Origin of the sequence: Pedobacter nyackensis (assembly GCF_900176505.1) — a bacterium.
GTDB lineage: Bacteria > Bacteroidota > Bacteroidia > Sphingobacteriales > Sphingobacteriaceae > Pedobacter > Pedobacter nyackensis.
Genome location: NZ_FWYB01000008.1, coordinates 91145 through 104057 on the forward strand (window position 1 = coordinate 91145; position 12913 = coordinate 104057).

Sequence of the window (12913 nt, forward strand, 5' to 3'; positions counted from 1 at the left end):
TATGGCAAAACAAATAAGTGATTTAAAATTAGGAATATTAGGCGGCGGACAATTGGGCAGAATGATGATACAGGAAGCCATCAATTACAACCTGACTACCCTCGTTTTAGACCCAGATACTGACGCTCCATGTAAACATCTAGCAAATTACTTTCAATGCGGCTCGATTACCGATTTTGATACCGTTTATAACTTCGGAAAGAAAGCAGACATCATCACCATCGAAATAGAAAAGGTTAATATCGAAGCTCTTGAGCAACTGGAGAAAGAAGGAAAACAAGTATTCCCACAATCAAGGGTAATCCGTTTAATCCAGGACAAAGGTGTACAAAAACAGTTTTTTAAAGAAAACAACATTCCTACCGCTCCTTTTCAATTGGTAAATACTAAGGAAGACATGCTGAACAGCAGGTTTGATTTCCCTTACATTCTTAAACAACGTAAAGATGGTTATGATGGTAAAGGAGTAATGAGGATAAATGAGGTGGCTGATATTGATCAGGCCTTTGATGCACCTTGCTTAATTGAGGAACTGGTAGATTTTGAAAAAGAGATCGCGATCATTGTTGCCAGAAATCCTAAAGGTGATATGAAAACATTTCCAATGGTGGAGATGGAATTCAATGCAGAAGCAAACCTTGTCGAGTTTCTGATCTCCCCTTCTACTTACCCGGAGGAATTACAAAATAGAGCTGAAGTTATAGCTAAAAACATTGCTTCTTCTCTTAATATAACAGGCTTGCTGGCAGTAGAGATGTTTGTGACTAAAAATGGCGATTTGCTGGTAAATGAACTGGCTCCACGTCCACATAACAGCGGTCACCAAACCATTGAAGGTAATCGTGTTTCACAATTTGCACAACATTTACGTGCGATATTTAACTTGCCATTAGGAGATACCAGTACCATCAACCATGCAGTAATGATTAACCTATTGGGCGAGAAAAACCACAATGGCGTTGCAAAATACCAGGGATTAGAAAAGATTATGGCCATAGAAGGCGTTTACGTACATCTTTATGGTAAAAAATATACCAAACCATTCCGTAAAATGGGCCACATTACCGTGGTAGATCAAAACAGGGATGGCGCAATACAAAAAGCCAATTACATTAAAAACACACTAAAAGTTATTTCATAAATGAGCGTACAAGTAGGCATTATCATGGGCAGCAAGTCGGATCTTCACATCATGCAAGATGCTGCCGATATTTTTAAAGAGTTTGGAGTTGAATTTGAAATGACTGTAGTGTCAGCACACCGTACACCCGAAAGGATGTTTGAATACGCTAAAAGTGCTGCTTCCAGAGGATTAAAAGTAATTATCGCAGGTGCAGGCGGTGCTGCGCATTTGCCGGGAATGGTTGCTTCAATTACCGTATTGCCGGTTATTGGCGTTCCTGTTAAATCTTCAAATTCTATTGATGGTTGGGATTCTATCCTTTCTATCCTGCAAATGCCAAATGGTATTCCTGTAGCGACAGTTGCGTTAAATGCAGCAAAAAATGCAGGTTTACTAGCTGTTCAGATACTTTCTACAGCCGACGCTTCACTGGCAGATAAAATGCAGTCTTACAAAGATGAGCTAAGAAAGAAAGTTGAAGAAAGCGCTGCTGATATGTAAGCTTAATTCAAATTCGGATCCTGGGGGAATTTGCTTACATGAGCATATTTTGGCCCTAGATTAACTATTACTTCCCGCCAAAGGTTTTCTTCATGATTGGAGAAAACCACATCGGGATGAAATTCATCAGACGCAATCCAGGTATTGTCTTTCATTTCCATCTCCAATTGTATTGCACTCCAGCCCGAATACCCGATAAAAAACTTAATATCTTCCCCTTTAATACTGTTGTTATTGATCAGTACTTTTAAGGTTTCAAAATTACCGCCCCAAAATATTCCTTTTCCAACTTCCTGGCCATCCATCATCAATTCAGGGCATCTGTGTATAAAATGTATGGTATCCGTTTCTACCGGTCCACCAAGATATACAGGAAAATCTGCTTCGTTCAACTCAGGAACAATATCTTTAAGTTTTATAGTACTGGAATGGTTAAGAATAAACCCAACTGTTCCCTCTTCCTGATGTTCTGTAATTAGAATTACAGAACGCTTAAAATTAGGATCCATTAAAAATGGCTCAGAAATTAGTAATCTGCCTAACTTGGGTTGTAACCTGCTTATCATTTTGGAAATTTAGGGATAAATTTGAATAAACTAAAACCTATTTTTGCGTATGGAGCTTAACAAAAATAATTTACACAATTTAAGGCAGGAATACAAAACTGCTCAGCTTACAGAAAATGATGTTGAAGCCAATCCCCTCCATCAATTCGGCAAATGGTTTTTGGCCGCTCTGGATGCACAGCTATACGAACCAAATGTAATGACACTGGCTACGGCCGACCGCTATGGAAAACCCTCTGCCAGAATCGTATTATTAAAAGAATATGATGAGAATGGCTTTGTATTTTACACCAATTATGAAAGCAAAAAAGGGCAGGATCTTTTAGAAAACCCTGAAGCTGCACTTGTATTTTTTTGGGCCGAACTGGAACGTCAGGTGCGGATCGAAGGCGTGGTAAGCAAAGTTGATCCGCAAACCTCTGCAAATTACTTCCACTCACGCCCTGCCGGCAGCCAGATTGGCGCCATGGCTTCGCCACAAAGCAGTATACTCAACAGCCGTGAATCTCTTGAAGATAAAGTTGTTCAGCTAACAAAAGAATACGAAGGCAAAGAAATTCCACACCCTGCTCATTGGGGCGGATATTTAATAGAACCAACACATATGGAATTTTGGCAAGGGCGACCGAGCAGGCTGCACGATAGAATTGTTTACGATTTGGTGGACGGGTCGTGGATTATAAATAGATTAGCGCCATAAAATATTAAACTAACACTAACATCATAAAAACCAATGAAACACATCGCAGTAATCGGCTCAGGTACGATGGGCAACGGTATAGCGCATACTTTTGCGCAATTTGGCTATCAGGTAAATCTTATCGATATCAATATTGAAGCCATACAAAGAGCTATAAACACCATCAGTAAAAACCTCGACCGACAGGTTACTAAAGGGACCATAACTGAAGCGGACAAAGCAGCGACATTAAAAAACATCATCAGTTTTACAGATATGCAGGCCGGTGTAGCCGATGCAGATCTTATTGTAGAGGCTGCAACGGAGAACCTTGATCTTAAACTAAAGATCTTTAAAGAACTGGATGCGTTTGCTAAACCTCAGGCCATCCTTGCCAGCAATACCTCCTCTATTTCTATCACCAAAATAGCTTCAGTAACAAATCGCGGTGATAAAGTGATCGGTATGCACTTTATGAACCCGGTTCCTGTAATGAAACTGGTAGAAGTAATTCGTGGTTATGCAACCAGCGATAAAACTACTGCCCTGATCATGGATCTCTCTAAAAAACTGGCTAAAGTCCCTGTCGAAGTAAACGACTACCCTGGTTTTGTGGCCAATAGAATATTAATGCCTATGATCAATGAGGCGATCTATACATTATATGAAAACGTTGCGGGTGTTGAAGAAATTGATACCGTAATGAAATTAGGAATGGCGCACCCAATGGGACCATTACAACTGGCCGATTTTATTGGTCTGGATGTTTGCCTGGCTATATTACGTGTATTGCAGGACGGCTTTGGAAACCCAAAATATGCTCCATGCCCTTTACTGGTAAATATGGTTACCGCTGGCAATAAAGGAATTAAATCTGGCGAAGGTTTTTACAACTATGCCAAAGGTGTTAAAGAAGCGGTTGTAGCAGCCAAATTTAGCTAGCCTATTCTATAATTCTAATTTTTTAAGCGTATTTTTGAGCAATGAACGAGAATCTTGATCCATCATCCGAAAACCTGTCACCTATAGAACGCGATATTGAAAAAGTATTGCGGCCGCAGGCTTTTGATGATTTCACCGGACAGGAAAAAGTGATGGAGAACCTGAAGATCTTTGTGCAGGCCGCAAAATTACGTGGCGAACCACTGGATCATGTTTTATTACACGGCCCTCCGGGACTAGGTAAAACCACCCTCTCCTATATCATTGCCAATGAAATGGGTGTAGGTATTAAAGTTACTTCCGGCCCTGTATTGGACAAGCCAGGTGATCTGGCTGGTTTATTAACCGGGCTCGACGAAGGCGACATCCTGTTTATTGATGAGATACACCGATTAAGTCCCCTGGTTGAAGAATACTTGTATTCGGCAATGGAGGACTTTAAAATAGATATTATGCTGGAGAGTGGGCCCAATGCCCGCTCTGTACAGATCAGTTTAAATCCTTTTACCCTTGTAGGGGCAACAACCCGCTCCGGCTTGCTTACAGCGCCATTAAGAGCAAGGTTTGGAATCAACTCCCGACTGGCCTACTATGATGCAAAACTCCTTACAACTATCGTTTTAAGATCCTCAGAGATATTAAAAACACCTATTACTGATGAAGGAGCTTATGAAATTGCACGCCGTAGTCGTGGTACCCCACGTATTGCCAACGCATTGCTACGACGTACAAGAGATTTTGCACAGATTAAAGGTACCGGAGAAATCAATACCGACATTGCCCGTTATGCGTTAAAAGCCTTAAACGTGGATGAGCATGGTTTAGATGAAATGGACAATAAGATCCTAACCACCATCATTGATAAATTCAAAGGTGGCCCAGTTGGTTTAAAAACCATAGCTACTGCTGTAGGAGAAGATGAGGGTACCATTGAAGAAGTTTATGAACCATTCCTGATTCAGGAAGGTTTTCTGATGCGTACTTCAAGGGGTCGTGAAGTAACAGAAGCAGCATATAAACATCTACAAAGAAATTTCCCTGGACAAACAGGAAGATTGTTTTAAATGCTATAGCTTCAAACGAATAAGGCAGCTGATACAAAAGATGTTATCAGTTTTAAAAGGTATTTAGTCAAATCACTAAACTTTTAGGCCATTTTTCTGTTCTCTTATAAGACAAAACCGCTTATATGAACGTAGAAACAAGAAAATTGACCTTATCGGATTACAATGATTTAAGGGAATCCATGCAACAAGCTTACGAAACCCTGGGACAAATATGGAGTAAAAGCAGCATTGAACGGCTGCTTAAATTATTTCCTGAAGGTCAGCTTTGCATTGCAGTGGACGATAAGGTTGTAGCTTGTTCGTTATCGATTATTGTGGATTATGATGAATACGGCGACAGGCATACTTATAAAAACATAACTGGTGATTACTCTTTCTCCACTCATGATCCGGAAGGTGATGTATTGTATGGGATTGAGATATTTGTGCACCCTGAATATCGGGGATTAAGGTTAGGCAGAAGGCTATATGAAGCCCGAAAAGAGCTCTGCGAAAGCTTAAACCTTAAAAGTATCATTGCCGGAGGCCGCATCCCCGGTTATCATGAATATGCTGATAAGCTTAGCCCCCGACAATATATAGATAAAGTTAAAGCTAAGGAGGTCTACGATCCTACCCTTACCTTCCAGTTATCTAACGATTTCCACGTAAGGAAAGTCCTTAAAAACTACCTACCCGGAGATCATGAATCTAAAGAGTTTGCAACACTAATTGAATGGAATAACATATATTACCAGGGGATTGATGCCTCAGCCCGCTCCGCTAAAACCATCAGACTCGGTCTGGTACAATGGCAAATGCGTTTGTTTCCTGATATTGATGCCTTTTATGAACAGGTAGAATTCTTTGTCGACGCAGTGAGTGGCTACCATTCAGACTTCATCATGTTTCCTGAATTCTTCAACACACCATTACTACAACCTTATAACCATTTACCGGAAATGGAGGCCATGCGTAAACTGGCAGAACTGACCGGAGAAATTGTAGAAAGAATTCAGCAGTACGCGCTGTCTTACAATGTAAACATCATATCCGGCAGTTTGCCACTCGTTGAGAACAACAAACTATACAACGCTTCTTATTTATGCCACAGAAGCGGTAAAACAGATGAATTCAGAAAGATTCACATCACTCCAAATGAGCAAAAATACTATGGTATGGTTGGGGGTGATAAGATTCAGGTATTTGATACCGATTGTGGTAAAGTAGGCATATTGATCTGTTACGATGTGGAATTCCCTGAACTAAGCAGAATCTATTCCGATCAAGGCATGCAAATCCTCTTCGTTCCCTTCTTAACGGATACACAAAACGGATATACCAGGGTAAGACATTGCGCACAAGCCAGAGCAATTGAAAACGAATGTTATGTGGCCATTGCCGGTTCTGTAGGCAATCTACCTAAAGTAAATAACATGGATATACAGTACGCGCAATCTGCAGTCTTCACGCCTTCAGATTTTGCGTTCCCTACCAATGGGGTTAAAGCAGAGACTACCCCCAATACAGAAATGATGCTGGTAGCTGACGTAGATTTACATCTTCTGGATGAATTACACCATTTCGGTACCGTACGTATCCTGAAAGACCGTCGAAAAGATCTATATGAGGTGAGATTGCTTAAATAAGCTATTTAAAAAACAACCAATATATCAACAATGCGACAACAAGCAGTGGTATAAGCCATCTCATTACCACTGCTGCTCCATTGATATCCTCTTCCTCGACAGCCTCACGTGGTGGACCTGGGTCAGCTTGATGCTTTGCATAATCATGTTCAATGGGTTTATGCGCATGCGGCTTTTCCTCCGGTTTTTTTTGCTCTTCATTTTCCATATTTTCCATAACTATAAGCTTTAACTATTAAATTAACAACAAGCGGGCCTTTAAAAAGTTTCCATTACAAAGCCTTATCTTTGCAGGGATGTTAAACAATGCCTCCAGATATAGCAAAATGATTAAAGCAGAAGCCAGCCGGCTTGGCTTTATGCAATGCGGCATTGCCAAAGCAGAATTTTTGGAAGACGAAGCACCTAAGCTGGAGAAATGGCTGAAAAATAAACACCATGGTCAAATGGCTTACATGGAGAACCATTTCGATAAACGACTGGACCCAAGGCTACTGGTCGACGATTCAAAATCTGTCATTTCATTAACGCTCAACTATTTCCCAGAAGAGCGCCAAACAGATCCGGCTGCGCCAAAAATTTCTAAATATGCTTATGGTGCAGATTACCATCAGGTCATAAAAGACAAGTTGTTCCAGCTGCTTAATTTTATTGGAGAAGAGATCGGTGAAGTAGCCGGTCGTGCTTTTGTTGATTCAGCACCGGTATTAGACCGCGCATGGGCAAAACGTGCCGGCATCGGATGGATCGGTAAAAACAGTAACCTGATTAATAAAAAGAACGGATCATTCTTTTTCCTTGCAGAGCTGATTGTCGACCTCGAATTGGAATACGACAATCCATTCCAAACCGACCACTGTGGTACCTGTACAAAATGCATCGACGCCTGCCCTACTGAAGCTATTTTATCCCCATTTGTAATAGATGCAAACAAATGCATATCCTATTTAACCATCGAACTGAGGGAAGAAATCGACCCGGCCTTTCAAAATAAAATGGATAACTGGATGTTCGGCTGCGACGTTTGTCAGGATGTTTGTCCCTGGAACAGGTTTTCAGCTCCGAATGTTGAACCCCTGTTTAAACCAAATGAGCAATTGCTACAAATGAAACGTGAGGACTGGCTGGACATTACCGAAGATGTTTTCAAAACCATCTTTAAAAACTCCGCAGTTAAGCGCACCAAATTTAAAGGACTAACAAGAAATATTGATTTCATAAAAAAGACCCTCTAGAGGGTCTTTTTATTATATAAGGCTTTATTTGCCAAACTTCATCTTCAACTGTTCCAACATATCGTGGGTTACATCAACAGGAGGTTTCTCCTTTTTTTGTTGCACAGGTTGCGGCTTACTCTGCTGAGGTTGTGCCTGAGCTGGTTTTGGCCTGTTAGCCTCTGCCTGCTGTTGACGCTCCTGCTTAAGTAAATCTTTCTTTTTACTCCATCTTGCCCAGATCTCGTCTAGTTTTTTCTTGGTGTATAAAGGAAAATCACCTTGTTTCATCCAGGCATAATAGCTTGGCTCAATATCAAAAACATGCTCTACGGTTTTACCTTTATGTTTCCCAAAGTTGAATGTTTCTTCTTCTTTTTCATTGTAAACCATTCTTCCTGCAAAATCAACAGGCTTGTTCATATTGGTAAAAACATGAAGCGCATGCACGTCATTTACAACCGGCTTAGATATGTTTCCTTGCTTATCCTCAAAATCAACCTCTTTATAACGTTCAATTTGTGCCAGCAATACATGATAAGTAGCCGTAATATCAGCCTCAGCCGAATGCGCATTAACGATATCCTTATTACAATAGAACTTATAAGCAGCACGCAATGTACGTTGTTCCATCTGATGGAAAATATTCTGAACATCAACAAACTTTCTGTCGAGCATCTCGAAATCTATTTCAGCTCTTAAGAATTCTTCCAGCAATACCGGAATATCGAATCTGTTTGAATTGTAACCTGCAAGATCTGCGTCACCTATAAATTCAGCTAGTTCAGCAGCAACATCCTTAAACGTTGGCGCTGTAGCGATATCCTCATCATAAATCCCGTGGATCAACGATGAATGCAATGGAATAGGCATTTCAGGGTTAATCCGCATTGATTTGATCACTTCTGATCCATCTGGCATTGCTTTTAAAATAGCAATTTCAACAATACGATCAGCACCGACATTAATGCCGGTAGTTTCCAGATCAAAAAAAGCGAGTGGGCGTTTTAAATTTAATTTCATTTTACACTTTTTGGTAGCAACTCAAAAGTCGTAAAAATCATTCATTAAACCTCAACTTATTTGGTAACCTCTTAATTTATAAACGAATAGAATAATATCCCATGCTGACAGGATAGAAACTTAGCTAAGAATTAAAATCCCCACAGCAATTCCGATCACCATAATCAGGTACATCAGGATCTCAGTAGTGGCAAACTTCTTATATTTTGTCCAGAATGAAATATCGTGTTTTGCTTTACTCATATTAGTTTTTTAAGGAACCGGCTTTTACAAAAGCTCTTTGGTAAACAGGAATACTCAGATCATCTACCACCACCCCGCGCGATGTTGAAGCATGCACAAAGTAATTGTTGTTAAGGTATACCCCAACATGATCTACAGTCCGGCCACTGAATGAAAAGAAAATCAAATCGCCTTCATTTAACTTACTCAAACTTTTTTCTTTCACCACACGCGCCTGATCCTTCGAACTCCTTGGCAGTTCATTTCCGTAAATATCCTTTTGCAACAGAAAAGCCAAGCCTGAACAATCTACCCCTCTTTTATCCATTCCACCATAACGATAATTCACACCTGTCCAGTCTGTTACAAACCGATACAACTGCTTGTTCTTTAAATGCGACATAGCATCAGCCTTAGTATTAGATTTAACCGTATACTTTTTCGAACTACAAGCCGAAAAAAATAACATGATCACTAGGATCATCAATAATCTGCTTTTACTTAATGTCGCTAACATATTCATATTACTGCTTAATTAAACGCTGTATCTCATCCAACTTCAACAATGCTTCCACTGGCGTCAATACATTCACATCCAGGTTGTTTAGCATATCTCTGATCTTGACCAAAACCGGATCATCCACCGCAAACATGTGCAATTGATAAGCCTGGTTCTGAACCTTCTTTATGCTGTCTTTTATACTCTGACCTTCCGTCCGGTCTATTTCAAGTTTCTTTAAAATCTCGTTAGCCCTATTGATCAGCTTAGGAGGCATACCGGCCATTTTAGCCACATGAATACCAAAACTATGCTCACTGCCTCCAGGAATCAGCTTTCTTAAAAAGATCACCTTATTTCCAACCTCTTTAATGGAGACATTGAAGTTTTTAACGCGGTTCATCGTAGCTGCCAGCTCATTCAATTCATGATAATGCGTTGCAAAGAGTGTTTTTGGCTTGGCTGTTGGATGTGTATGTAAAAACTCAGCTATAGCCCAGGCAATAGAAATTCCATCATAAGTACTTGTACCCCTACCAATCTCATCCAGCAGGATTAAACTGTTATCTGATATGTTATTCAGGATACTAGCCGTTTCATTCATTTCAACCATGAACGTACTTTCTCCGGATGATAAGTTATCGGAGGCACCTACACGGGTGAAGATCTTGTCGACCAAACCTATTGTAGCCGCCTTAGCCGGCACAAAACAACCCATCTGACCCATCAGCACAATCAAACCGGTTTGACGCAGTATGGCCGACTTACCCGACATATTGGGACCGGTAATAATAATAATCTGTTGATTTTCGTTATCCAAAAACACATCATTGGTGATGTACTCTTCACCTACAGGCAATCTTTTTTCAATAACAGGATGCCTTCCACCCTTAATATCCAAACCTTTACCCTTGTTTACCTCAGGTTTTACATAATGATTCTTAACAGCCAGTTGCGCAAAGCAAAGTAATACATCCAACTGGGCAGTTAAATATGCATTCAGCTGTATGGGCCTGATATAGGCACTTACCTGGTGCATCAACTCGGCATACATCCGAACTTCTATTTGCTGAATCTTTTCTTCAGCACCTAAAATCTGTTCTTCGTATTCTTTTAATTCGGGAGTGATATAACGCTCAGCACTTACCAGCGTTTGCTTCCTGATCCAATCTGCCGGCACTTTATCCTTATGTGTATGGGTAACTTCCAGATAATAGCCAAAAACATTGTTAAAGGCCACCTTTAAGGAAGGGATACCGGTTGCAGCAGCTTCTCTTTTCTGAATTTCCACCAGGTAATCCTTTCCACCGAAAGAGATTTTACGCAGGCGGTCCAATTCATCATCTATACCATCAGCAATCACATTTCCTTTGATCAATAAAGCTGGTGGGTCCTGTTGTAATTCCCGCTCCAGTTTCTCTCTGATACTCAGGCAAGGATCCAGCTGCTCAGCCAGCGCCATTAAAAATGGATTCTTTGATTCTTCAGCCAGCTTTTTAACCGACTCAATGTGGTATAATGATTTTTTTAACTGACACAATTCCCTTGGCCCAACCTTTTGAAGGCCAACTTTAGAGATTAGTCTTTCCAGGTCACCAATCTGCTTAATATGCGACAAGAAATCCTGTACAAGCTCATCATGCTTTACCAGGAAATCTACCATTCCCAAACGTTCTTGTATAGGTTTTAACTCCTTAAGCGGCATGATAATCCACTTATGAAGCAAACGCGCGCCCATTGGGGTACTGGTTTGATCCAATACCTGGAAAAGGGTTACGGCATTCTCATTTGCCGAACTCACCAACTCCAGATTGCGGATGGTAAAACGATCCAGCCACATGTATTTATCTTCTTCCAATCGACTGATGGAAGTAATGTGCTTTAAATTACGGTGCTCAGTCTCATTCAGATAATGTAAAGCTACACCAGCAGCAACAATACCTGTTTGCAACCTATCTACCCCAAATCCCTTTAAAGAACTAACTTCAAAATGCTTGGTTAAGATTTCATTGGCATAATCATGAGTAAAAGCCCAATCGTCCAAATGATAAGTATAAAACCTATCCCCAAACAACTCCATGAACTCTTTCCTTTTACTCTTTTGGAAAACAACTTCATTGGGTTTAAAGCCCTGTAAAAGCTTGTCAATATATTCAGAGCTTCCTTGGGCTACATGGAATTCTCCGGTAGAAATGTCCACAAAAGAAACGCCCAGCTGGGCTTTATCAAAGTAAACTGAAGCTAAATAATTGTTAGATTTCTGACTAAGGATATTGTCATTGTAAGCCACACCCGGTGTAACCAGTTCGGTCACCCCTCTTTTCACAATGGTTTTAGTGGTTTTAGGATCCTCCAACTGATCGCATATCGCTACCCGCTGTCCGGCTCTAACCAACTTTGAAAGGTAATTATCTAAGGAGTGATGCGGGAAACCGGCTAACTCTAACGCGCCGCCGTTTGGTCCTGTACCCCTCCTCGTTAATACGATACCCAAAATCTGGGCAGTCTTTACCGCATCTTCACCAAATGTTTCATAAAAATCGCCTACTCTAAATAGTAATAATGCTCCTGGATACTTTGCTTTAATCGCATTGTATTGTTGCATTAATGGAGTTTCCTTAGTATTATCTTTAGCCAAAATGATTCAGTTTACAAAATCGTAAAGATACTATTTGAGCTGTAGGCTTTACGTTTTGTTGAAAATTAAAAAAATGTGAATAGGTTTATAATTGTGCAATGTACGACAAGAACAAGGTTAATGCCTCGCGCTTTTTATCAGTCAGCTCAAAATCAAGCTTATGCATCAGGTAATCGTCCAGATCAAAATTAGCCAGTTTCGGCAATTCCTCCAACAAAACCCGACGTTTAGAAAGGCCAAATGAAAGGGCCTCATTAAAATCATTGATAAAAGCCTGCGGAATCGCTTTATTAGCTACCCATGCAGCGTAAACGAATGGCAAGCCTGTAAAATTCATCCACTCCTGTCCCATATCATAGGAATAGGCAAACTCATCCTTCCTACCGAAAGTACGGTCGCCAATTAAAACGAAGGCATCTGTATCCTCAATATCATTCGTGTGGTAATTTACCGACTGCCTGAAATGAAATTTCAATAATACTTTAGCCAGGTTATTAGACGTTCTTGAATGACTATCCAGTCTTACCGTTTTTATTTCTTCCACTGGCACCTTGCTAAAAATGAATACAGAATTCACTGCACCAACAGATCCGATGCAATAGTCGGCAACAATATTCGCATTTGGTACAAGAGGGATAGCAGCTACGGGAATCAAACCTATATCCACCTGTCCTCCAATTAATTTAGCAGCACAATCTGTAGGAATATCTAAGCTAAGATCAATCTGATCCAGCAATGCTGAATGTTCAATTCCGTAAATAAAGGGCTTGGTATTGGTATAGGAAACGGCAGAAATTTTAATCTTATTCAA

The 12913-nt window shown here is 40.4% G+C and carries 14 protein-coding genes; 7 read left to right on the forward strand and 7 right to left on the reverse strand.

Going from position 1 to position 12913, the window contains the following annotated elements:
- Nucleotide 1: 1 nt before the first annotated feature.
- Nucleotides 2-1141 (forward strand): 5-(carboxyamino)imidazole ribonucleotide synthase, encoded by a 1140-nt coding sequence (locus tag B9A18_RS15235; protein ID WP_084290186.1) that lies wholly within the window; start codon nt 2-4, stop codon nt 1139-1141.
- The gene (purE, locus tag B9A18_RS15240; RefSeq protein WP_084290187.1) at nt 1142-1624 is read left to right on the forward strand and encodes a 5-(carboxyamino)imidazole ribonucleotide mutase; all 483 of its coding nucleotides are present in this window, start codon (nt 1142-1144) and stop codon (nt 1622-1624) included.
- Nucleotides 1625-1626: 2 nt separating this feature from the next.
- Here the strand turns inward: purE and B9A18_RS15245 are convergent, their stop codons facing one another.
- Complete coding sequence (locus tag B9A18_RS15245; RefSeq protein ID WP_084290188.1) at nt 1627-2190, reverse strand: YqgE/AlgH family protein; 564 nt, start codon at nt 2188-2190, stop codon at nt 1627-1629.
- Nucleotides 2191-2239: 49 nt separating this feature from the next.
- On the opposite strand from B9A18_RS15245, the gene pdxH reads away from it, so the two are divergent.
- The 4 genes from pdxH to B9A18_RS15265 all read left to right on the forward strand — a co-directional run bounded on the left by pdxH (nt 2240) and on the right by B9A18_RS15265 (nt 6506).
- A complete protein-coding gene (pdxH, locus tag B9A18_RS15250) occupies nt 2240-2890 on the forward strand; it encodes a pyridoxamine 5'-phosphate oxidase (RefSeq protein WP_084290189.1) in 651 nt (216 codons plus the stop codon).
- Between the two features lie 33 nt (nt 2891-2923).
- Nucleotides 2924-3811, forward strand: coding sequence for a 3-hydroxybutyryl-CoA dehydrogenase (locus B9A18_RS15255; RefSeq protein ID WP_084290190.1), 888 nt, complete (start codon nt 2924-2926; stop codon nt 3809-3811).
- A 41-nt stretch (nt 3812-3852) separates the two neighbouring features.
- Nucleotides 3853-4875, forward strand: coding sequence for a Holliday junction branch migration DNA helicase RuvB (ruvB, locus tag B9A18_RS15260; RefSeq protein ID WP_084290191.1), 1023 nt, complete (start codon nt 3853-3855; stop codon nt 4873-4875).
- Between the two features lie 125 nt (nt 4876-5000).
- A complete protein-coding gene (locus B9A18_RS15265) occupies nt 5001-6506 on the forward strand; it encodes a bifunctional GNAT family N-acetyltransferase/carbon-nitrogen hydrolase family protein (protein WP_084290192.1) in 1506 nt (501 codons plus the stop codon).
- Between the two features lies 1 nt (nt 6507).
- Here B9A18_RS15265 and B9A18_RS15270 read toward each other — a convergent pair whose 3' ends face one another.
- Nucleotides 6508-6723 (reverse strand): hypothetical protein, encoded by a 216-nt coding sequence (locus B9A18_RS15270; RefSeq protein ID WP_200816371.1) that lies wholly within the window; start codon nt 6721-6723, stop codon nt 6508-6510.
- A 79-nt stretch (nt 6724-6802) separates the two neighbouring features.
- On the opposite strand from B9A18_RS15270, the gene queG reads away from it, so the two are divergent.
- Entirely contained in the window at nt 6803-7741 is a 939-nt protein-coding gene (queG, locus tag B9A18_RS15275; RefSeq protein ID WP_084290193.1) for a tRNA epoxyqueuosine(34) reductase QueG, read from the forward strand.
- A gap of 24 nt (nt 7742-7765) precedes the next feature.
- On the opposite strand, the gene B9A18_RS15280 is transcribed toward queG, so the two are convergent.
- From B9A18_RS15280 to B9A18_RS15295, 5 genes are all read right to left on the reverse strand, one after another.
- The gene (locus tag B9A18_RS15280) at nt 7766-8743 is read right to left on the reverse strand and encodes a 3'-5' exonuclease (protein ID WP_084290194.1); all 978 of its coding nucleotides are present in this window, start codon (nt 8741-8743) and stop codon (nt 7766-7768) included.
- Between the two features lie 120 nt (nt 8744-8863).
- Complete coding sequence (locus tag B9A18_RS25540; protein WP_262497666.1) at nt 8864-8986, reverse strand: hypothetical protein; 123 nt, start codon at nt 8984-8986, stop codon at nt 8864-8866.
- A gap of 1 nt (nt 8987) precedes the next feature.
- On the reverse strand, nt 8988-9488 hold the full coding sequence (locus B9A18_RS15285; RefSeq protein WP_084290195.1) for a C40 family peptidase: 501 nt from the start codon (nt 9486-9488) through the stop codon (nt 8988-8990).
- Between the two features lies 1 nt (nt 9489).
- Nucleotides 9490-12102 (reverse strand): DNA mismatch repair protein MutS, encoded by a 2613-nt coding sequence (gene mutS, locus B9A18_RS15290; RefSeq protein WP_084290196.1) that lies wholly within the window; start codon nt 12100-12102, stop codon nt 9490-9492.
- A gap of 85 nt (nt 12103-12187) precedes the next feature.
- Nucleotides 12188-12913, reverse strand: a complete 726-nt coding sequence (locus B9A18_RS15295) for a menaquinone biosynthetic enzyme MqnA/MqnD family protein (RefSeq protein ID WP_084290197.1) — start codon at nt 12911-12913, stop codon at nt 12188-12190.

Coding starts and splice junctions, on each gene's coding strand:
- B9A18_RS15270 (WP_200816371.1), bottom strand. CDS start 6,723: ATGGAAAATATGGAAAATGAAGAGCAAAAAAAACCGGAGGAAAAGCCG.
- B9A18_RS15255 (WP_084290190.1), top strand. CDS start 2,924: ATGAAACACATCGCAGTAATCGGCTCAGGTACGATGGGCAACGGTATA.
- B9A18_RS15245 (WP_084290188.1), bottom strand. CDS start 2,190: ATGATAAGCAGGTTACAACCCAAGTTAGGCAGATTACTAATTTCTGAG.
- queG (WP_084290193.1), top strand. CDS start 6,803: ATGTTAAACAATGCCTCCAGATATAGCAAAATGATTAAAGCAGAAGCC.
- B9A18_RS15280 (WP_084290194.1), bottom strand. CDS start 8,743: ATGAAATTAAATTTAAAACGCCCACTCGCTTTTTTTGATCTGGAAACT.
- purE (WP_084290187.1), top strand. CDS start 1,142: ATGAGCGTACAAGTAGGCATTATCATGGGCAGCAAGTCGGATCTTCAC.
- B9A18_RS15235 (WP_084290186.1), top strand. CDS start 2: ATGGCAAAACAAATAAGTGATTTAAAATTAGGAATATTAGGCGGCGGA.
- ruvB (WP_084290191.1), top strand. CDS start 3,853: ATGAACGAGAATCTTGATCCATCATCCGAAAACCTGTCACCTATAGAA.
- B9A18_RS15285 (WP_084290195.1), bottom strand. CDS start 9,488: ATGAATATGTTAGCGACATTAAGTAAAAGCAGATTATTGATGATCCTA.
- B9A18_RS25540 (WP_262497666.1), bottom strand. CDS start 8,986: ATGAGTAAAGCAAAACACGATATTTCATTCTGGACAAAATATAAGAAG.
- pdxH (WP_084290189.1), top strand. CDS start 2,240: ATGGAGCTTAACAAAAATAATTTACACAATTTAAGGCAGGAATACAAA.
- B9A18_RS15265 (WP_084290192.1), top strand. CDS start 5,001: ATGAACGTAGAAACAAGAAAATTGACCTTATCGGATTACAATGATTTA.